The 19,728-nt window shown below is 44.7% G+C and carries 25 protein-coding genes; 15 read left to right on the plus strand and 10 right to left on the minus strand.

What is annotated here, in order from left to right:
• The first annotated feature begins 68 nt into the window (after nt 1–68).
• The 5 genes from NWE95_00095 to NWE95_00115 are packed head-to-tail and all read left to right on the plus strand — an operon-like array spanning nt 69 to nt 4,875.
• On the plus strand, nt 69–545 hold the full coding sequence (locus NWE95_00095) for an NAD(P)H-dependent oxidoreductase subunit E (protein ID MCW4002304.1): 477 nt from the start codon (nt 69–71) through the stop codon (nt 543–545).
• 25 nt (nt 546–570) lie between these two features.
• Nucleotides 571–2,193 (plus strand): NAD(P)H-dependent oxidoreductase subunit E, encoded by a 1,623-nt coding sequence (locus tag NWE95_00100; GenBank protein ID MCW4002305.1) that lies wholly within the window; start codon nt 571–573, stop codon nt 2,191–2,193.
• Between the two features lie 12 nt (nt 2,194–2,205).
• On the plus strand, nt 2,206–2,901 hold the full coding sequence (locus tag NWE95_00105) for a 2Fe-2S iron-sulfur cluster-binding protein (GenBank protein ID MCW4002306.1): 696 nt from the start codon (nt 2,206–2,208) through the stop codon (nt 2,899–2,901).
• Nucleotides 2,898–3,440 (plus strand): NADP oxidoreductase, encoded by a 543-nt coding sequence (locus NWE95_00110; GenBank protein ID MCW4002307.1) that lies wholly within the window; start codon nt 2,898–2,900, stop codon nt 3,438–3,440. Before NWE95_00105 ends, NWE95_00110 begins: the two co-directional genes overlap by 4 nt.
• Nucleotides 3,433–4,875: a Ni/Fe hydrogenase subunit alpha gene (locus NWE95_00115; GenBank protein MCW4002308.1), complete on the plus strand. Its 1,443-nt coding sequence runs from the start codon at nt 3,433–3,435 to the stop codon at nt 4,873–4,875. Before NWE95_00110 ends, NWE95_00115 begins: the two co-directional genes overlap by 8 nt.
• Nucleotides 4,876–4,920: 45 nt before the next feature.
• Here the strand turns inward: NWE95_00115 and NWE95_00120 are convergent, their stop codons facing one another.
• Together NWE95_00120 and NWE95_00125 are read right to left on the minus strand one after the other, a co-directional pair.
• Nucleotides 4,921–5,550, minus strand: a complete 630-nt coding sequence (locus tag NWE95_00120) for a hypothetical protein (GenBank protein ID MCW4002309.1) — start codon at nt 5,548–5,550, stop codon at nt 4,921–4,923.
• Between the two features lie 84 nt (nt 5,551–5,634).
• Nucleotides 5,635–5,826 (minus strand): hypothetical protein, encoded by a 192-nt coding sequence (locus NWE95_00125; GenBank protein MCW4002310.1) that lies wholly within the window; start codon nt 5,824–5,826, stop codon nt 5,635–5,637.
• A 317-nt stretch (nt 5,827–6,143) separates the two neighbouring features.
• Here NWE95_00125 and NWE95_00130 point away from each other — a divergent pair, with 317 nt between their 5' ends.
• Entirely contained in the window at nt 6,144–6,383 is a 240-nt protein-coding gene (locus NWE95_00130; protein ID MCW4002311.1) for a hypothetical protein, read from the plus strand.
• Nucleotides 6,384–6,414: 31 nt separating this feature from the next.
• On the opposite strand, the gene NWE95_00135 is transcribed toward NWE95_00130, so the two are convergent.
• The 3 genes from NWE95_00135 to NWE95_00145 all read right to left on the minus strand — a co-directional run bounded on the left by NWE95_00135 (nt 6,415) and on the right by NWE95_00145 (nt 8,289).
• Complete coding sequence (locus NWE95_00135) at nt 6,415–6,918, minus strand: DUF1947 domain-containing protein (protein ID MCW4002312.1); 504 nt, start codon at nt 6,916–6,918, stop codon at nt 6,415–6,417.
• Nucleotides 6,888–7,559, minus strand: coding sequence for a VTT domain-containing protein (locus NWE95_00140; protein ID MCW4002313.1), 672 nt, complete (start codon nt 7,557–7,559; stop codon nt 6,888–6,890). Before NWE95_00140 ends, NWE95_00135 begins: the two co-directional genes overlap by 31 nt.
• A 139-nt stretch (nt 7,560–7,698) precedes the next feature.
• A complete protein-coding gene (locus NWE95_00145; protein ID MCW4002314.1) occupies nt 7,699–8,289 on the minus strand; it encodes a hypothetical protein in 591 nt (196 codons plus the stop codon).
• Nucleotides 8,290–8,492: 203 nt separating this feature from the next.
• Here NWE95_00145 and NWE95_00150 point away from each other — a divergent pair, with 203 nt between their 5' ends.
• Nucleotides 8,493–8,720, plus strand: a complete 228-nt coding sequence (locus tag NWE95_00150) for an LSm family protein (GenBank protein MCW4002315.1) — start codon at nt 8,493–8,495, stop codon at nt 8,718–8,720.
• Between the two features lie 5 nt (nt 8,721–8,725).
• Nucleotides 8,726–8,914, plus strand: a complete 189-nt coding sequence (locus tag NWE95_00155; GenBank protein ID MCW4002316.1) for a 50S ribosomal protein L37e — start codon at nt 8,726–8,728, stop codon at nt 8,912–8,914.
• 76 nt (nt 8,915–8,990) lie between these two features.
• Here NWE95_00155 and NWE95_00160 read toward each other — a convergent pair whose 3' ends face one another.
• Both NWE95_00160 and NWE95_00165 read right to left on the minus strand, forming a co-directional pair.
• Nucleotides 8,991–9,605 (minus strand): hypothetical protein, encoded by a 615-nt coding sequence (locus NWE95_00160; GenBank protein ID MCW4002317.1) that lies wholly within the window; start codon nt 9,603–9,605, stop codon nt 8,991–8,993.
• A gap of 137 nt (nt 9,606–9,742) precedes the next feature.
• On the minus strand, nt 9,743–10,399 hold the full coding sequence (locus NWE95_00165) for an HAD family hydrolase (protein ID MCW4002318.1): 657 nt from the start codon (nt 10,397–10,399) through the stop codon (nt 9,743–9,745).
• A 165-nt stretch (nt 10,400–10,564) separates the two neighbouring features.
• Between NWE95_00165 and NWE95_00170 the strand changes: the two genes are divergently transcribed.
• Nucleotides 10,565–10,735: a hypothetical protein gene (locus NWE95_00170; protein ID MCW4002319.1), complete on the plus strand. Its 171-nt coding sequence runs from the start codon at nt 10,565–10,567 to the stop codon at nt 10,733–10,735.
• Between the two features lie 195 nt (nt 10,736–10,930).
• Complete coding sequence (pstS, locus tag NWE95_00175; protein MCW4002320.1) at nt 10,931–12,037, plus strand: phosphate ABC transporter substrate-binding protein PstS; 1,107 nt, start codon at nt 10,931–10,933, stop codon at nt 12,035–12,037.
• Nucleotides 12,038–12,172: 135 nt separating this feature from the next.
• Here pstS (NWE95_00175) and NWE95_00180 read toward each other — a convergent pair whose 3' ends face one another.
• Nucleotides 12,173–13,222 carry a phosphate uptake regulator PhoU gene (locus NWE95_00180; protein ID MCW4002321.1) on the minus strand — a complete coding sequence of 350 codons (1,050 nt, stop codon included), beginning with the start codon at nt 13,220–13,222 and terminating at the stop codon, nt 12,173–12,175.
• A 130-nt stretch (nt 13,223–13,352) separates the two neighbouring features.
• Here NWE95_00180 and pstS (NWE95_00185) point away from each other — a divergent pair, with 130 nt between their 5' ends.
• Genes pstS (NWE95_00185) through phoU form a run of 5 tightly spaced genes read left to right on the plus strand, consistent with a single transcriptional unit; the run spans nt 13,353 to nt 17,738 of the window.
• Nucleotides 13,353–14,459: a phosphate ABC transporter substrate-binding protein PstS gene (gene pstS / locus NWE95_00185; protein ID MCW4002322.1), complete on the plus strand. Its 1,107-nt coding sequence runs from the start codon at nt 13,353–13,355 to the stop codon at nt 14,457–14,459.
• A complete protein-coding gene (pstC, locus tag NWE95_00190; protein ID MCW4002323.1) occupies nt 14,460–15,446 on the plus strand; it encodes a phosphate ABC transporter permease subunit PstC in 987 nt (328 codons plus the stop codon).
• A complete protein-coding gene (pstA, locus tag NWE95_00195; GenBank protein ID MCW4002324.1) occupies nt 15,446–16,273 on the plus strand; it encodes a phosphate ABC transporter permease PstA in 828 nt (275 codons plus the stop codon). Before pstC ends, pstA begins: the two co-directional genes overlap by 1 nt.
• Entirely contained in the window at nt 16,270–17,082 is an 813-nt protein-coding gene (gene pstB / locus NWE95_00200; protein ID MCW4002325.1) for a phosphate ABC transporter ATP-binding protein PstB, read from the plus strand. Before pstA ends, pstB begins: the two co-directional genes overlap by 4 nt.
• 11 nt (nt 17,083–17,093) lie before the next feature.
• The gene (gene phoU, locus NWE95_00205) at nt 17,094–17,738 is read left to right on the plus strand and encodes a phosphate signaling complex protein PhoU (protein MCW4002326.1); all 645 of its coding nucleotides are present in this window, start codon (nt 17,094–17,096) and stop codon (nt 17,736–17,738) included.
• Between the two features lie 176 nt (nt 17,739–17,914).
• Here the strand turns inward: phoU and NWE95_00210 are convergent, their stop codons facing one another.
• Together NWE95_00210 and NWE95_00215 are read right to left on the minus strand one after the other, a co-directional pair.
• Nucleotides 17,915–18,550, minus strand: coding sequence for a hypothetical protein (locus tag NWE95_00210; protein MCW4002327.1), 636 nt, complete (start codon nt 18,548–18,550; stop codon nt 17,915–17,917).
• A gap of 168 nt (nt 18,551–18,718) precedes the next feature.
• A complete protein-coding gene (locus tag NWE95_00215) occupies nt 18,719–19,591 on the minus strand; it encodes a hypothetical protein (GenBank protein MCW4002328.1) in 873 nt (290 codons plus the stop codon).
• Nucleotides 19,592–19,728 lie beyond the last annotated feature (137 nt).

The following is a 19,728-nucleotide window of genomic DNA, read 5'->3' on the forward strand; positions in this document are numbered from 1 at the left end:
TGGGTCCCTTCTGTATGCCTAAACGTTTATGCATAAAAATGTGCATAACACATCGGAGGACAAACATCTTGGAAAAAGATGACAAGCGCCGTTTAATGCTAGAAAAAGTGCTTAAAGAGCATGATTATCAGGAAAGCGCTTTGCTTGAGATTTTGCATCGCGCTCAGGAAATTTATGGTTATTTAGACAAAGAGTTGTTAATGGATGTCGCGGGGTCATTAAATATTCCGCCAAGCCATGTGTTTGGTGTGGCGACGTTCTATAGTTTTTTCAAAATGCGAAAGCCTGGGCAACATATTGTTACAAGCTGTTTGGGGACTGCATGTTATGTTAAGGGCGCTGAAGAAATCGTGCAAGCCATCGAGAAAGAATTCAAGCTTAAACGAGGCGGCTCCACAGAGGATGGGAAGCTTTCTCTGCTTGCTACTCGTTGCATCGGTGCCTGTGCGATGGCGCCAACCTTAGTTGTTGATGACGAAGTCATCCCTAAGGCTACAAAAGAAGTTGTGATTCAAAAAATTAAACAAGTTTTAGGAGGCAAGTAATCTGAATCTAGCTGATATTCAAAAAATAGCTGAACAAGAAGTAGATTTTGAGAGAGCATACAAATACCGCATCAACGTTTGCTGCTCAAGCGGCTGTGTGCCTCTTGGCGCGTTGAACCTCTTAAAAGCGTTTGAAAACGCTGTGAAGGAGTTTGGCGTAGAGAAAGAATGCAAAGTTGCACGAACTGGATGCCCAGGAACCTGCGCTGTTGGTCCAGCAGTAATGATTGAGCCCGGCGACTACTTGTATCAGCAAGTAACTCCTGATAAGGTTAGAGAAATCGTCAGAGACCACATCGTTCTGGGCTTGCCTGTTAAGGACATGTTATACAGGAATGAGGGTTTCTACAAGAAACAGCACAGGCTTGTCTTGCGTAACGCTGGCAAAATTGACCCGCAGAGAATTCAAGATTACATAGCTATGGGCGGTTACTCTGCCATTGTGAAGTGTCTGGCAACGATGACTCCGCAGGGTGTTATCTACGAGGTTGCAACTAGCGGTTTGAGAGGCAGAGGCGGTGCAGGTTTTCCAACAGGGCAGAAGTGGGGTCTTGTGGCGCGGGCGCATGGGTCGCCGAAGTATATTGTTGCTAATTTAGATGAAGGTGACCCGGGAGTTTTCGCTAACCGTACCTTAGCTGAGGCTGATCCGCATGCGATTATTGAGGGTATGTTGATTGCTGCTTATGCTGTTGGGGCAGAGAAGGGTTACTTGTATATCCGCTCAGAGTATCCGCTGGCGATTCAGACTTTGCAGAAAGCGATAGCTCAAGCTAGGTCAATTTCTCTTTTGGGCAATAATGTTCTTGACACCAATTTCAAGTTTGATTTGGAACTTCGGTTTGGCGCTGGAGCTTTCGTTGCTGGAGAAGAAACAGCTATTCTTGCTTCTGTGGAGGGTCGCAGAGCTATGCCTCGTCCGCGTCCGCCTTACCCAGCAAACTCTGGTTTATACGGTAAACCGACACTGATTCAAAATGTAGAAACGCTCGCAAACATCCCCATTATAATCCAGAATGGCGGTGCATGGTTTAGCAAAATCGGTTCACCCAAGTGCACGGGAACCAAATGTTTCTCGCTCACAGGCAAAACTAACAATCCAGGACTCATTGAAGTTCCCATGGGCATCACTCTGCGCGAAGTCGTTTTCGATATAGGCGGGGGCGTTCCGAAAGGTAGAGAATTCAAGGCAGTGCTGGTTGGTGGTCCTTCAGGCGGTTGTCTGCCAGATACTCTGTTGGATTTGCCGATTGATTATGATTCGCTTACGCGTGTAGGTGCAATCATGGGTTCAGGCGGGCTAGTTGTTCTTGATGACGAAACGTGCATGGTTGACACTGCCAAGTTCTTTACTGAATTTTGTGTTGACGAATCATGCGGAAAATGCACTCCTTGCAGGGCAGGGCTGATTCGGGTCAAAGAGATATTTGACAGGATTACAACGGGTGTCGGCAAGATTGAGGATATTTCGGCTTTGGAGAAGGCTGGAGTTTTTATTCGTGAAGCCAGCCTTTGCGGTCTGGGACAAACTGCGCCTAACCCTGTTTTGACGACTCTGCGCTACTTCAAAGACGAGTATATTCAACATATTAAAGAGAAGAAGTGTCCAGCGGGTAAATGCTTCAAAAAGACGCAGGAGGAATTCTAGATGAGTGGATCTTTGGTTAAGTTAAAAATTGATGGCGTTGAGGTAACTGTGCCTGAAGGTACTATGATACTTAAGGCTGCTAAAGACAACGGGATAATTATTCCTACCCTTTGCAGCTTGGAGGGCTTAACGCCTTATGGCGGTTGCCGCTTGTGCCTAGTTGAAGTTAGTGGTTCACCCAAGCTTTTCCCAGCATGCATAACTCCTGTAAGCATGGGAATGGAAATTACAACCAATTCAGAGAAACTAAAAGACTACCGTAGAATGGTCGTACAGTTACTTCTTGCTGAGAGAACCCACGTATGCTCGGTCTGCATAGCCAACGAGCACTGTGAATTGCAAGCTATGGCAAACCAGCTTGGCGTTGACCACGTTATGTTTGAACGTAACTTTAGCAGTGACGCAATTGACTTGTCGCATGATTTCTTAACGATTGACCGCAACAGGTGCATATTGTGTACGCGATGCATCCGAGTGTGTGATGAAATTGAAGGCGTTCACACGCTGGATTTGAAGCTTCGCGGCAAAGATGCTGAAGTTATTATGGATTTGGATGAGAAGTGGGCTAATTCTTGCTCTTGCACTTCATGCCGCAAATGTGCCAAGGTTTGCCCTGTGGGTGCCATTTACATTGAAGGAGAACCGATTGAGCATACTAAGCGTAAAGATATTGCGGAATTCATTAAGGCAAGGAGGGCGCGCAAATGACCAAGACTGAAAAAGTTAGAGTTGCAACCGTGTGGCTAAGCGGTTGCTCTGGTTGCCACATGTCGTTTCTTGACTTAGACGAGCGGCTAATTGATTTGGCAAAGAAAATAACTGTTGTTTATAGCCCCATCGCTGATGTGAAAGAGTTTCCAGAGAACGTTGTTGTGACGCTAATTGAGGGCGCAGTGGCAAATGAGGAGCAATTGGAGCTACTGAAGAAGATGCGGTCTCGAACAAAAATCCTCATAGCGCTTGGCGACTGCGCTGTCACTGGCAACGTTACGGCTCTGCGTAACTCTTGGCGTAACAGTGACCAAGCAGTTCTGGAACGCGCATATAAGGCTCCTGAGGACCTGAACGCTGCCATCCCAACGGCAGTGCCTAAACTGCTCATTAAGGCTCATCCGTTGCATGAGGCTGTTAAAGTTGACTTTTTCATTCCTGGGTGTCCGCCGTCGGCTGACCTGATTTACTACGTGCTAACGGAGTTGTTGGCTGGCAGGACGCCTGTGATGGAGGGAAGATCAAAGTATGGTTAAAGCAAAAACTGAAAAGAAAATTGTGATTAGCCCTGTTACTCGAATTGAGGGGCACGCGCAAGTCACGATTCTGTTGAATGATGATGACTCAGTAAAAGAAGCACTCTTCAAAGTTGTGGACTTCCGCGGCTTCGAGAAATTTACTGAAGGCAGGCCGTTCTATGAAATGCCTGGCATAACCAGTCGTTCATGCGGTATCTGCCCAGTTAGCCACCTCTTAGCCAGCGCTAAAGCATGCGACGCCATAGTCGGCGTTGCTCCGCCTGACGCTGCGGTTTTGCTGCGTCGTCTGATGCACATGGGGCAATTGATTCAGTCACATGCGTTGAGTTTCTTCCATTTGTGCTCGCCTGACTTGTTGTTAGGGATGGATTCTGACCCTGCTCAGCGAAACATTTTCGGCTTATTGGAGAAGAAACCTGAACTGGCAAAACGTGGCATACGACTGCGCAAGTTTGGTCAAGAAATAATCGAAAAAGTCGCAGGCAAAAAAATTCATTCAAGCGAGTGGATTCAGCCTGGCGGTGCCAAGTGGCCGCTGACTAAGGAGCGGGCTGATTATCTTCGCGGTTACTTGCCTGAAGCTATTGACAGTACGCAAAAGACGATTGAGATGTACAAGAAGATGCTTGACGGTTTCGAGGAGGAGGTTGAGAACTTTGGCAACTTCCCAAGCTATTATATGGGTTTGGTTACTCCTGAGGGCTGTTTGGAGCATTACGATGGCAAGATCCGCATTATGGACCAGAACGGCAAAGTGGTAGCTGAATGCGTTGACCCAACCAAGTACCAAAACTTCATCGGCGAGGCTGTTGAGCCATGGTCATTCATGAAGTTCCCGTACTTCAAAGCCATCGGTTACCCAGACGGCGCCTACCGAGTTGGACCACTGGCAAGGTTAAATGTTGCTTCGCGTTGCGGCACGCCTTTGGCTGACGCAGAGTTCAAAGAGTTCAAGAAGCTAGGCAAAAACGGCGTTGTGCAGAGTACTTTCCACTATCACTATGCACGGCTCATTGAGTTGCTGTTCTGTGTTGAAACCGCTAAGAAGCTGCTGAAGAACCCTGAAATCCTCTCTGAACATGTCGGTGCTAAAGCTTTAGTTAATCGTTATGAAGGTGTCGGCGTTGCTGAAGCGCCCAGAGGCACCTTGATTCACCACTACAAGGTTGACCGCACTGGATTGATTACGTGGAACAACATGATTATCGCTACAGAACACAACAACATCGCCTACAACAAGGCTATAACGCAGGTGGCTAAAAAATACGTTAAAGCCCGCCAACTCCAAGAAGGCATGCTGAACCGCGTTGAAGCAGTTATTCGCGCTTTTGACCCGTGCCTCAGCTGTGCAACCCACGCGGTGGGGCAGATGCCGCTTGACGTTCAACTTGTTGATGCACAGGGCAGACTGGTTGACAGAAAACTAAGATAAGTCCCTCTTCTCTATTTTTTATCTTCTTAATTTGGGCTGAGATAGTTAAGCGGTTATTATTGCCCAGTCATTTATCGTGTAACAGTTGCCTGTGGAGTTCCAGCAGCCCGCCAACGTTGGCATACAGGTTACAACAATTAATGAACTGCCGCTTTGAGCTTCCACGCTGGCGCTGAAAGAAAAACCTGCGGCGTTCTGGTCGATTTCAAAGAATACTGGTTTGCTCTCTGTTGCCCTATTTAATTCTTGGAAGGAGAAGGGAATTTTGAGCGTTGTGCTGTTTACTTTGAGGTAGTCCTGCGGGTTTTGAGCGGTGAAGCTGGCGTTGACACTATGCAGGACAACGTAGAAGTTGGCGGTTCTAAAGCCACTGTTGGAGCAAGTAACGTTAAACTGATTGGTGTGCCCAGAGGAAAACTCACCACCGCAATCAAACATGTAGGAGATGTGGGTTGGACCTATGGCTACATCATGTGCCTGAAAAACCAGCAAAACCGCAACCATCGCAACTGCACCGTAAATGAGAAGGTTTCTTTTTTTGCGGTATTGCTTCAGCGAGGGGAACTTGAAAAATAACGTTAAGACGATGAGAGCGAGCACTGTGACAGCTATGGCGTAGGGAAAAGCATACACGCTTGGATCAACGATTGCCAGCACAACAGAATTGAACGTCATTTACTGCTTCATCGCTTGACACTAGAATTCAGCTTTTTAATTTTAAAAACTTTACGAAAGTAAGGCTATTAGTCGTTAGAAGATTTACGTACCTACCTCTTCAATTAGCTCTTCTATAGGGCGGGTTTTTCCTTGGTCAACTTCTTTTAGGGCGGCTTTGAGTTCTTTGGCGATTTGTTTGTCTTCGGTTACTTCTATGGTTTCTAAGAGTTCCTCCATGAGGTTAGCGGCTCTTGCTAGCAGCTCTTTTTCTTCGGTTGTTAGCATGGCAGTCACGTTTGGTTCACCATCACTTTATATGCGGTGATGGGTTTCTTAACTTTTGCCCTTAAAACAAACTGCCTATTTTAATCGGCTTTTTGAGCGGCAAAATTGCTTATAGGGTGGGTTTGGGCTGTTTTTTTTGTTAATGTGGAAAGATGCAAGACTGCGCGAGGTGAGACATGGCATAAACCCGCGGCTTTTCTGGGCGATTCTTGTAAGCCCACTTCACTGGCAATGCGCTCTCTACCCAAAATTGCGTAGCTCACCAACCTATTAGGAGCCTATTTGGATGCTATTAGAAATTCTATGCAGAAACTATAGAGGGGTAGGTGAAATTACCGTTTTTCAACGCCAACAGCATGCTGAAAATCTCGCCTTTAAATAGGGGGATAGGGTCTAATGGCAGAGCAAGCAAACTTGCTACCGTACATACAAACGTACATGCTTTCACACACACGAACAATCGCCAAGCCCACAACCAAACAGCAACCCAAACCAGACGCAGACACAAAAAAGCAATCTTTAACACGGATGTTGTCCACAACAAACCACCACTCAACAACAACTAACCAAAAAACTAACCAACAAGACAAGCCATTTCTAAGCAACAAGAGTTTTTATGTAATCCCAAACCTTATCGCCAACATAATGCAGGGTTTTAACAACAGGACCCTTCTTGGTCTGCCGTACCGTTGCCGCATCAAACAGGCTCTCACCCACAGCTAAAGCTTTACCATACTTCACATCTGCTACCAAAACTAATTCGCCAACCCCAAATTCGCCTTCAACGCGCACGATACCCGGCGCCATCACCGTTGCTCCCTTACAGACGTACGGGACTGCACCCATGTCCACGATGATTTTCGGAGCTTTCGCAGCGAATTCGGAGAACAGCAAAGTCGGCAGAAATTTGTCACTTGCCTTGTAGAGAACAGCCTTCCCACCGATGAGGTAAATCAAGCCCACATCCGACTCAACCACTTCCACGCTGGCTTTAGCGCCGAAAACCTCCTCCAAATTGAACTTGAGCTTCTGCTGGGCTTCTTCTAAGATTTGCTTGGCTTCTTTGGCTTTTAGGGGGTATCGGCGTTGTTTGGTGGGCATTTATTCTCTTCCTGTACTGCGTCTTTTTGTTGGTTATTAGGTTTTTCCTCCTCTGCTTGGGCTTTTGGTTTCTTGCGCAAGATTCTCTCTATCCACTTGCTAAAATCCACTTTCAAAAGCATGATGGTTATGATGATGGTTAACACGACAGAGAGGGCAATCATCACTTCTTGGCTTATCCAATCGGAGACAGAAGTCTCGATGTAACCACCCAAAAAAGCACCTACGATGGCGATGGTGAGTTTGCCAAAAAAATAGGCACTGAAGAATTTCACTGGACTATACTTCATGAGCCCCAACGGGATAACTATGGGTTCGTCGGGAATCGGCGACGTCGCCGCCAAAAACAGCAGTGGAAAAGCCCAACGCCGAACCTTCACTGCATCAGCATCCAAACGCTTTCGCCTCTGCTCGCTCAACCTGCCGCTGATGATGAACGTAATCATGTAGTGGCTCCCCTTGGCTATGGCAGCGCCTAACGCAACCAGAAAACCCACAATTACCAACGTAGTGGCGTCAGCGCCTACTAGGAGGTTGGGGAACCATGTGGGAATGAGAATGTTTGAGGGACCAGCGAACGGAATCGCGTTCACCCCAAGGGAAAAGGCGAAAACTATCAAGAATTCAAGTATCGACGCCATGCTCGGTTATTCACATTCCTCTCCCCAAATTTAGTGCATGCCACGCTTATAAAGTGCAAGCGTAAAAAATGCTCAAAAATAGTTTACTTAGCTGTTGCATCAAGTTCTGGGTTAAGGGTGTGGCATCAACAGTTCATTACTACTCGTTGTTTTGAAAATAAGTCAACAATTTCGCAAGTTCTGTCTTACCTAAAGGAGTTAACGCAATAACCTCATTATCCAGATTTGTGAATAAGCCTGCCCTGTTCTTAAAGTTATTAATAAAATCAGTTTCATAAACATTATAGTCTACACATCTCTGCCTAGCAGTCTTCATTTGAAACTCCAACGCGCCGCTGGGAGTTACCAATGCATTCTCAAACGCTGTTAGCAAGGCTACTTGAATTTGTGCAACTGCCTTCTTTTTTTCTGCAATCTTATAAATCGGTCGCGCTTCCCCTCTTGCTCTCAAAAACAGCTTATTCACCGTTTCTTCGGATATCCTGTTTTCTTGTAGGAAAGTTTGGAGTTCAAGTGGGATATCTTGGGGTACAGGTACGATATCCTCTTCTTGTATTGACGCGCTAACTTTCATCTCTACGCCCTTGGATAAATAGCGGTTCAATAGAACTTCAAAGCATTTTTCACGGTATCTTTCGTCAATTGTGTTAGTGAATTTAATTATGTCTTGTATGGGTTTTCTAAGTTTCTCGAAGTCGTAAGCTTCATTTGAGCTATTGGCGGTTGACATTTACAGTTAGCCTCTTTTAGACATACGGAATTTTAGGCAAATAAGATTTGCGTTGCAAACCTCTAATAATGTTCAACTATCTAGCAATGGAGTATCTGCTCAACACCAGCAAAACCCCTTAGTCGTTTTCTGTAGTCCATGAGATAGGTTTAAATGTTGAGATATAAAGTATAGAAGAGAACAAGATAGATGAGGATTCCAGAATGAGCGAAATGACAACCGAAATCCTTGAACAAAACCTTGGCAAAATCGTACTCGTCCGCCTAAAAGGTGGAAAGAGCCTGCGGGGTAGACTGAAGGGTTTCGACCAGCACCTAAACCTAGTTCTAGAAGAAACCGAAGACACAACTGTAGTGGAAAACCAAAAGAAGCTAGGACTCATAATCGTCCGAGGAGACAACGTAGTCCTTATCTCACCACCGCCTAGGTGATCACCGTGGGAAAAGGCACTCCATCCATGGGCAAGCGCCAAGGCAAAACCGTCCACATAATGTGCAGGCGCTGTGGAAGACGCGCATACCATGTGCGCAATAAGCGATGTGCAGCTTGTGGCTATGGTGAAACAACCACGATTAGACGGTACACTTGGCGAACAAAGACTCTGCAAAGACAAAGAGTCGTATAAAATATTTTTTTAAAAAAAATTACTTTTCCTATAAAAGAAACAAAATTAGAAATAAGAATTAAATTGTGAGCTGTTCTCAATCAGTTGCTGTGTTATAGTAGCCCTTATCTACTTTAACAAAGATAAGTGGACCCTTACTCTGCGCCATTTCACGCGCTTTTCTGAGTGTATTGTTAACCATTCCAAGGATTTTTTCTTTATCATTAGTGTAATGAAAGCGTTTTTCTCCCAGTTCAAGTTTAAGCAGATTCTCCGCTAAAATTTCTGTTCCGCAGATTTCGCCGTTCTTTATCAGTGTTGCGACAACAACTTCTTGGAGCTGTTGTTTTTGTTCGATTTTACGCCATAATGGTTCAGCTTCGCTTAGTGTTTTTGACATCTTGTTCCATCTGGTAGCGTTCTGGTCGCCTATTAGTAGTTTCACGCGTTGTTTCCATTTCTTAAACCATGTGCCTATCCAAACCGTGACGAAGGCATTTAGTTCGTCTGAGTCTTCTTTAAAGAGTTGCTCTATTCTTTCAGCAAGTTCGCATTCGCTTGCTTCTTTTCCAATGAGGTTCCAGTGGAATTTTAAGTAATTTGTAAAATCTCGGCAGGCAACCTGCAAGACTTTGCGGTCCGAGCCCGTTACATCCAAGGCTGAATCCGCATCTTTTAATTTCTCCCCTATCATTATCTCTATGAAGTTCATTATGATTCCCGCTCTCTAAGCCCTCTCCATACTGACTAAAGTCGAGGTTTTAATTAAACTTTATTTTTTATTCACATATAATTGCCTTAGTCGCATTATGACAATATTCCGTATTTCGATATAACCCTAAAAACGCCTTATTTAATGAAATGAGGAAGTGCAGTAACATCTGGCAAAATCAAATCAGGCTGCTCATTTGCCAGTTCTTGGCGGTCAAACAGGCCTGAAAGCACTGCTACGGTTCGTGCGCCCGCAGCTTTGCCCGCCCGTACATCATTAACTGAGTCGCCAGCGATAATGCAGTCACTTATTTCTAAGTCCAAGGCTTTCATGCATCGTATTAATGCTTCTGGGGCTGGCTTCGGCTTAGACGTATCCAAGGCGGTCACGATGTGCGCAAAGTATCTTGAGACTCCCAGATAGTCAAGTTCTTTTTGGATGGTTTGGTTTGGAACATGCCGCATGGTAATCAACGCAAGCTTAGCCTTTCCAGACAGCGTCTCCAACGCGGCTGAAACGTTCGGCAATAGTTTTGTTTTAGTCTCGGTGATGGAGTAATAAGCATCCAAATAGACCTGCAGGAACCGTTTCTTATCGCCATTAATTATGTCGCTGAAGGGTAAGCCCTGCTCGATTCTTCGCGGGATTTCAAGCGTAAGCTTTTTGTGAGGCGGTTTTTGTCCAACGGCTTGGAAAGCTATCCTTGCGGCTTCTATGTAGGCTTCGGTAGAGTCAACTATCGTGCCGTCCAAATCTAAGAAAATTCCCTTCGCTTTTAACCCATTTTGATTCATTGCTTTCTGTTTTTGAATGGTGTGGTTGTTTCTTAAAGCTTTCTCACTGTTTCAATGCAAATCCTTGTTTTCAGCACTATATTTTCTATATAGTCTATAATGGCTATCTCTATAGGTTACTCAATACTATGTTCTTTTTTGAAAAAAGGTAAAGGTGAAAAAAGAATGCTTTCAAGAGATTGTGATGGTTGCTCCCTGCTAAAGGCATGCAGCACACGCTACAAAAAAGCTGTAGTAGGCGATAAAGTCTATTGCCCAGACGGAACAGCTCACCTAATTGACAGTCACAGCGTAGATCAGAATACGGAAATAATCTGCCTCATAGAAGAGTGTTAGGCGACCAAGACAAAGGTCTGCTCGGGTTAACGGTGAATGCACGATAACCCTGATTTTTTATTTACTGATTTTTTTCTATAATTCAATTTATCATCAAAAATATTTATTATATGTTCTTCTATAATGCCTTCGTATTCTATATTCAGCGCCTATATTACCCACTTTTTCAATACTTCCGCACCGAGGAAAAAACAAATGAATACAACATACAAAATCTTAGGCGCTTTAACGATAATCATAGTTATTGCAGCAACTCCAGCCCCAACTGCATCACCAGCCCCAACACCCACCCCTGAACCCGCAACATTGAATGGTGCAGGCGCATCCTTCCCATACCCATTAATCAACGCCATGATAACCAACTACACAGCCACTAGACCGTGGGCAACCATCAACTACCAATCAATTGGCAGCGGAGGGGGCATCAATGCATTGCAACAAAAAACCGTTGACTTTGCAGGTTCAGATGCACCGCTGACAGCAACCGAGACAAACAACATACCTAACGCACTACATATTCCAGAAACTATCGGCGCCGTAACAGTGACCTATAACTTACCCGGTATACCTACAGGTTTGAAATTAACTGGGCCAGTCATCGCTGGCATCTACCTAGGAACCATAACCATGTGGAACGACAGCGCCATTAAAGCTCTTAACCCAACCGTTACATTGCCAGGCCAAGCCATCATGGTTGTCCGCCGAGCTGAGAGTTCAGGAACAACCTTTGTCTTCACAAGCTACCTTAGTGCAGTAAGCAGTACATGGGCTAGCACGGTTGGACAAGGCAAATCAGTCGCTTGGCCAGTTGGTGTTGGTGCCAACAATAACGCTGGTGTTGCTGCAACTGTTGAAGGAAACGCCTACGCAATCGGCTATGTTGAACTCGCCTACACAATAGAGAACCAAATGAAGGTCGCCGCAATCCAAAACGCCGCCGGCAACTTTGTCATGCCAACCCTCGCAACCACAACTGCAGCTGCCCAATCAGTCGCCTCGGCAGGTTTACCTGCAGGTAGCGCAAGCTGGTCAAGTGTAAATATTCTAAACGCTCCAGGTGCAGACTCTTACCCAATCGTGAGCTTTAGCTACATTATCGTCTATAAAGAACTAAACGTAATTCCAACAATGACTCAAGCCAAAGCAGTTGCCCTTGTGCAATGGTTATGGTACATGGTACATGACGGACAAAACTTGGCGTCAGGCTTATCATATGCACCTTTGCCATCCAACGTTGTCACAGTCAACGAAGCAACTATAAGATCAATTACCTACAACGGCGCACAAGTTTACACATCCTAAAACCCATTTTATTTTTTTAATTTTAATACACTATTCTCCATGCGCTCATAGCAACTGATTTTGGATTCTTTGCAGATAGCCATTGACTATAGAGGTAACTACTGGCGTTCTCAGCAACCGTTTAATATAAGAAGTTCAGCTTAAGACTGATTCAACGTTCAGGTTCAGGACAACTTCAGAAATATCGGTTGCGTATTCTGCGGTTCGTCTAACGCTCTCAATTAGCAATCTAAGGTTAACAATTTCTTCTATTTTGGCGGTCTGTGTAGAAAGAACCGTTTCTTTCTCCAACTTGTAGACTTGACTTAGCCTTTCAATAACGCTTTCAGCTAAGTTAAAGTCATGCTTAAACAGAGCCTCCATGGCATTCTCAAACATTAAAATAGCCAAATTGCTGAGCCGACCTATCCGCTCCAAAACCTCGGCGTTAACAGGGTCTTTGAGCAGCAGTGTATTTTCAGCGATTTTTGTTGCGTGGTCCGCGGTTCTTTCAACTGACTTAGCTATTAGCCTATAACCGAGGCATTCTCTTTGGTTGCTTAAGCCGATTTCTTTAACTATTCTCTGGTTTGAAACAGCCAACTTGAGAAGCCGCACGATGTAGAGGCTAAAACGGTTAACTTCGCGGTCAGTTTTGATAACTGATTTAGCGCTTGTATAATCAAGATTCTTCAATGCCAATAGGGCTTCTTTATGCATGGATGAGGCGATAATTGACATACGGCTTAGGGCATTTTGAACCGTTAGTTCAGGATAATTAAGCAAAACCTGCAGGGTCAAATCAGTCTGAGTGTCAATCACTATTTCAGTGCCCACCAAATAGTGCCTAGCAAAACCCTTGAGGTGATTGCGCAACTCAGAGGAGAGCGTTTTCTGCCCCTGCGCCCTAATGTGGATAATGTTGTACCCGCTCAAGTAAGCAGAAATCGCTGTTCTCATAACAGCGTAAGGATTATCGTTTACTGAAACTTTGATGAAAGCTTCGTCATGTTTTTCTTTTTTAGGCAAACTCGAAGGCGCAATAGACAGCGAGCCGTCTTCTTCCTCGCGCACAATCATTGAGCTTCCGCGTTTAAGCTCGTTTTTTATTGCCCAATCCTTTGGCAAAGAGAGAATGAATGTTGATCCGCCTGTGACTTGGAGCTTGCGTTGCTCTTCGTTTACTTTTTCTGCTTTTTTCGCCACTGTTGACTCCAAGTTACTCTTTCTATGGTTTTTCATTATATTAGGTATATCTATATAGACTATAAATTTTATGGAGATTTGCTATATAACCAATGATGTTTTTTATGTGCATAAAAACAAGGATGAAAATATGAGGTCTAAATATATAGTTTTAATCGCTATAGTCGCTATCGCCATAATCCTTAGTTCAGTCGTTGCATACGTTTACCTTTCACAATCAGGCTCACAAGAAACGACAATAAACTTGAATGGTTCGGGCGCAACATTTCCCTATCCCCTCTTAAACAGCATCATCACAAAATACACAAGCGAAGTCAAGCCTAACGTGCAGATTAACTATCAAGCCATCGGCAGCGGCGGCGGAATTTCTGATTTAAAAAACAAAAACGTTGATTTCGCAGGAACAGACGCTCCGTTAACTTCCTCTGAAGCAGTTGATGCTCCAAACGCTCTCCACCTCCCTGAAACAATCGGCGCCGTAACAGTAGCCTACAACCTTCCCGGTATTCCTTCTGGTCTCCGTCTAACAGGCAAGGTCATAGCTGACATTTTCCAAGGAAAAATAACCATGTGGAATGACCCAGCCATCCAGAACCTAAACCCCAACACCGCCCTTCCAGCGAAGGGAATCAACACAGTTCACCGCTCAGACGGTTCAGGAACCACCTACATCTTCACAGGATACCTTAGCGCTTCAAGCACAGATTGGCGCGATAACGTTGGACAAGGCAAATCAGTACAATGGCCAAGCGGAAGCGGCTCAAACGGCAACACAGGCGTTGCTTCAATCGTCAACAGCACCCAATACTCCATCGGCTATGTCGAACTAGCCTATACAATAGAGAACGGTATGACGGTTGCAGCAGTGCAAAACCCCTCCGGCAACTACGTCTTGCCAACATTAGCCTCCACGACAGCAGCAGCCGCCTCTGGAGCCAGCAGTTTACCCCCAGGAGATGCAAGCTGGCTTAACGTCAGTTTGCTTAACACTCAAGGAGAAGACCCATACCCAATTGTAAGCTTCACTTACCTATTAGTATACAAAGAACTCAATGTCATACATGGAATGACTAAAGAACGTGCAACCGCACTGGTTGAGTTCTTATGGTACGTTGTGCATGATGGACAACAGATAGCTCCAGCACTTGATTACGCGCCTTTGCCAAACGATGTTGTACACCTCAACGAAGCAACAATTCGGTCAATAACGTTTAACGGACAACAACTCATAACGTAGGTGGATCAAGCTCTGAAACAGCTCCACTTCCAAAACTTTTTTACAACAAAAATAAGATTAACAGGCGACTTTATTTTCAAGAATTTAACCGCTGTCATCGCGGCGTCAGCATTAATCATCCTCATCGTTACAGGATACGTCTTAACAACTGGTTCAGGTCCAGTCTTACAACAGTTCGGAACAGGCTTCCTATTTGGCACCTCATGGAACCCAGTTGAAGGCAAAGAAATCTACGGCGCTCTCCCATACGTACTGGGAACTCTTGTCACTTCAAGCATTGCACTCCTAATCGGGGTGCCTTTAAGCTTGGGCATCGCAATTTTTCTTGTAGAAATGGCTCCCCGCGGACTCAGAGTGCCAGTCGGCTACCTAGTGGAGCTTTTAGCGGCAGTTCCAAGCGTAATTTATGGCCTTTGGGGACTGTTCATTTTCCGTTTCTGGATACGTGATTTTATTGAAATTCCCATTTCAACCTATTTAGGTTGGATTCCGATTTTTAGCGGGTCACCGTTTGGCTTAGACATTTTCACAGCTGGGTGCCTCCTCGCAATCATGATTATTCCCACGGTAGCTTCCATCTCAAGAGAAGTGATAAGCGCTGTTCCCAACAGCATCCGCGAAGGCGCCTACAGCATCGGCGCGACAAAGTGGGAAGTCATCCGTCACTGGGTCATAAGCTACGGGCGCTCAGGCATTTTCGGCGCCGTAATCCTCGGTTTAGGGCGAGCGGTGGGCGAAACAATGGCGGTTTCAATGGTCATCGGCAACGCGCCCGGTGCAGCAGCCATGCCCACCTCACTGTTTAAGCCAGGGCAAACCATGGCTTCTCTTATCGCTAACGGCTTTTTGGAGTCAACAGGAACCCTTGAAACCTCAGCCTACATAGGTGTTGGCTTAATCTTGCTAGTGGTAAGTTTACTCATCAACGTGGGCGCACACTTGATGGTGACGCGTGTCCTAAAGGTTAAAGGAGGCGCAGTCGAATAATCTCCAACTATGCCTTCAGAAAATTCAAAAACCGCCTCTTCTTCGTTCTCTGCGCGACTTGCGTGGTCATAGCGGTTACTCCCCTTGCAAGCATCCTATACGAGGTCATTGCAAGAGGCGCACCACAAATCAGCCTAAACTTTCTCATTCAAACCAATGCCAACGGTGGCATCGGACCAGCAATACAGGGCACATTGATTCTTATCGGGTTAACAAGCGTAATCGGTGTTCCAGTCGGAATATTATCAGGCGTTTACCTTGCAGAGTTCGGCAACAACAAGTACGCATCCGCAATGCGCTCCATTAACGACATTTTAACCGAGTTTCCATCAATCGTAGTTGGAATAACTGCTTACGGTGTAATCGTAATCGCCCTAATAGGCAGTTACTCTGCCATTGCAGGCGCCATAGCATTATCATTCATACTAATCCCAATTGTTGCCCGAACAACCGAAGAATCCCTAAAACTCGTACCAAACAGCATGCGAGAAGCATCGTTGGCGCTGGGTGCACACAAATGGCGGACAACCCTTAGTGTAGTGCTGCCTTCAGCAAAAAGCGGTTTGATAACAGGCACGCTCCTTGCAGTCGCTCGCATTGCAGGCGAAACTGCACCCTTAACCATGACTATTCTCGGCAACAGGTACTTCTTTCAAGGTCTAAACCAGCCCATGGCAGCCTTACCCCTTGAAATTTGGAGAAACTCTTTACAGCCCTCAGCTAGTATGCAAGCGCAAGGTTGGGGTGCCGCCTTGATTTTGATTCTTATCGTGTTAAGTTTGAACATTGCAGTTAGAGTAGCAACCAGAGGTAGATTGAGAAAATGACAATCGAGAATACACCAGAAGAGAAAACCCTTGACAAACAACCAGTCGATGCAGACCTAAAAATGCAAAGCATCAACTTTAGCGCTTGGTTTGGACAAAAACAAGTCCTAAAAGACATAAATTTAAACATAAAAAGCAACGCTGTAACCGCCATAATTGGGCCCTCAGGATGCGGCAAATCCACATTCATCAGAGGTCTCAACCGCATGCATGAACTTGTACCCAACGCCAAAACGGCTGGACAAGTGCTTCTAGATGGCGAAAACATTTACGACAAACAAGTTGACCCAGTACAGATACGACGCAGAGTCGGCATGGTCTTCCAAAAACCCAACCCATTCCCAACAATGTCCATTTACGATAACGTTGCGGCTGGCTTAAAGTTAACTGGCGCAAAAAAAGGCAAAGACCTCGACGAAATAGTCAAAAAAAGCCTAGAGCAAGCTACACTGTGGGACGAAGTGAAAGACGACCTAAAAAAACCTGGCACAAGCATCTCAGGCGGTCAACAGCAACGGCTTTGCATAGCTCGCGCAATTGCTCTGCAGCCTGAGGTCATATTAATGGATGAACCCTGCTCCGCTTTGGACCCTATTGCTACAGCTAAAATTGAGAAGCTAGTGGTAGAACTCAAGCAGGATTACACAGTGGTCATAGTTACTCATAACATGCAGCAAGCCTCACGAGTTTCAGACTACACTGCGTTTCTGTATTTAGGCGAGTTAGTTGAATTTGGAAAAACCAAAGACATTTTTGAATCTCCAAAAAACCCATTAACAGAAAAATACATAACAGGAGAATTCGGATAGGAGAAAAGAGTATGAGCAGAATAATCGACAAAGGCTTAGAAGAACAATCCGTTATGCTTGTAAGAATGGGAGAGTTAACCTACGAAACCTTGGCTCTTTCCATACAAGGCTACCTCACCGGAAAAAGCGTTCAAAAACAAGTCAAAGAACTTTCAGATGAACTCATAGCCATGGCAGATAAAATCGAAGACCAAACCTTCCAGTTAATCGCCCGCTTCCAACCCGTGGCCTCTGACCTGCGAACGATAAAATCCTACATGAAAATAGGCTATGACTTCGCAAGATACGGACGGTACGCTCTTGACATCGCATACATCAACGACCAGTTGAACGGTTTAAGTGAATGTGCGTCGTGGAACAAATATTATATCGAAGACATGAGCAAAAAAGTTCTCTCCATGGTAAAAATCAGTATAGATGCTCTCAGAAAACACAATGTAACGCTCGCTAAAACTGTCTCTGAGACCGAACGAGAAGTAGACAAAATGTACTTTGCATACTTGGACAAGTTACTTAACCAAAAACGTGTTAGTAGTAAATGCGTAATCTCAACTGTGCTGATGACGCGGTACTTAGAACGAATTGCTGATCACGCAACGTACGTTTGCGAATCCATCGTGTACATAGCGACAGGTGAAAAAATCATCTTGAGATAATTTTCTGTCTTGTAAAAGTTATTCGGTTAAGAATATGTTAAAACATTAAAAGCAAAAAACTCAGGCTATTAGGCCAACTCTTCTTTCCTTACGCAATTAAGCTTTTCTTATGCAACTATTCCCGCTTTTTCTTCTCGATTAGAGCTTTGCTACGATTGTATCATGAAAGTGAATGTTTAAACATTCACCCATGAACCTGCCGGCATTGACTCTGGGATAGTGAATTCTAACGTGAGCGGCGCAGTCTTCTCTAACCTGATTTCAATAGTTACCTGTGACCGCACTAGTGCTGCGTTATCTAAGCTTAAAGACACAACGAGAAAACCTTTTTCGCTTGAATCTAAGGCTTGATCGCCGTTGCTATTTTGAATGTAGAGCATAGCGTTGTCTTCTGTCACGCCTGATACCATGTTGTCGAATGTTTCACCGGGTGTTGATGCGCTGCTTCCTTCGTAAACATTTGGCCATGCGTTTGAGCCTATTTTGAGAGTTACTACAGTTGTTTCCTCGTTCATTGAAACATATTTTGTTCCGAAGGTTTTCAACGGAATGAGTATGGCTGTTACGTTTGCGCCGTCTGCGGAAGTCTTTACGAATGTAGTTCCATCAACTGATAATGGTGTGCTAGCTTGCTGTAAACCTTGCTGGATTACAGTCTTCCCCTGTTCCGTTGCAAAAAGTCCTTGGTTAACGACCATGAAGCTGAAAACAGCTGCAATTATAACAAATGCAATGAGAATTATCGCGGCTTCTAAACCAACTATAGCTCGCTTTTGTTTTACAAAGTTGCATAGGTTTTTTTTCCAGTTCATTTTACTTTCCTCTTAATGTTACCTCACTAAAAGGCTGTTTTTATATTAATCATTTATGAACTGGCAATACTGATTTCTGATATTTCAAGATGCTTTGTTTGTTAAAAATGAGAAAGATGCTTGCGTTAATCGCCGCTCCCCCAACGACGAATTATCGCTAGCTTTTTCCTAATACAGCGGGACATAACTGTTTGCTGGCATAGATGCAGGTACAGTAAACACTATTGAAATCGTTGCGCTGTTCTCTATTCTCAACTCAAGAGTTATTGGTGCTCTAGCAGTTGCTTCATCGCCTGAGCCAAGCGCCACTAAGAGGTAACCCTCCTCACCTGAGTTTAATGCTTCATCTCCGTTGCTGTTCGAAACCGCAAAGACCACTCCTGTTGTCAAACCCTTTGCGTGTCCAGCACTGTAAGTTTCATTTACGTAGATGTTGCATGGTTGTCCACTTGTTGTTTGCAGTGCTAATTGGAAGCCCGCGAATTCATCGAATTGTTTGCCTGTCGGATCATAAACTATGCTTGTCGCGTTGTAGCTTGTTCCGTCGCTTTCACCTACATGCAGTGTACCTAGATATGCGTTTGCCCATGCTTTCTCGCCTACCGTTAATATTATGCTTGTTTGGTTTCTTCCCATGTTGATGAAGTTTGATCCGAATGCTTTTATGGGAATTATCGCGTAGTTAACGGCTGTTCCAGCGGGATTGGTTCGGACAAGAATTGTTCCATCAACAATTAACGGTGTGCTAGCTTGCTGTAGACCCTGCTGCATTACTGTCTTGCCTCGGTCGGTGGCGTACAAGCCTTGGTTAACGACCATGAAGCTGAAGGCAGCTGCAATTATGACAAAGGCTATCAGTATTATGGCTGTTTCTAAGCCTACAATGCCTCGTTTATGTTGGACAAAATTGATGATTTGTGCTCGTACAGAATTGCGGATTTTTTGGTTGCATGAAGGACAACTTACCATCTGAAGTTTTGATCTAGTGTGCCACTCGTAATTGCATTTTGTGCATTTTATGTTTGGTTTTTCTTTGTTCAATTTCCACCACTTCTACTTATACTACTACTTACACTACTTATTATTAGTATGTATTAAGAGTTAATATTTAATAAACGTTGCGGTTTTTGAAGCATACAACAGCAAAGTTTACCATAAAAGCATGGTAATTTTATGCC

Source organism: Candidatus Bathyarchaeota archaeon (assembly GCA_026014725.1).
Classification (GTDB): Archaea; Thermoproteota; Bathyarchaeia; order Bathyarchaeales; family Bathycorpusculaceae; genus Bathycorpusculum.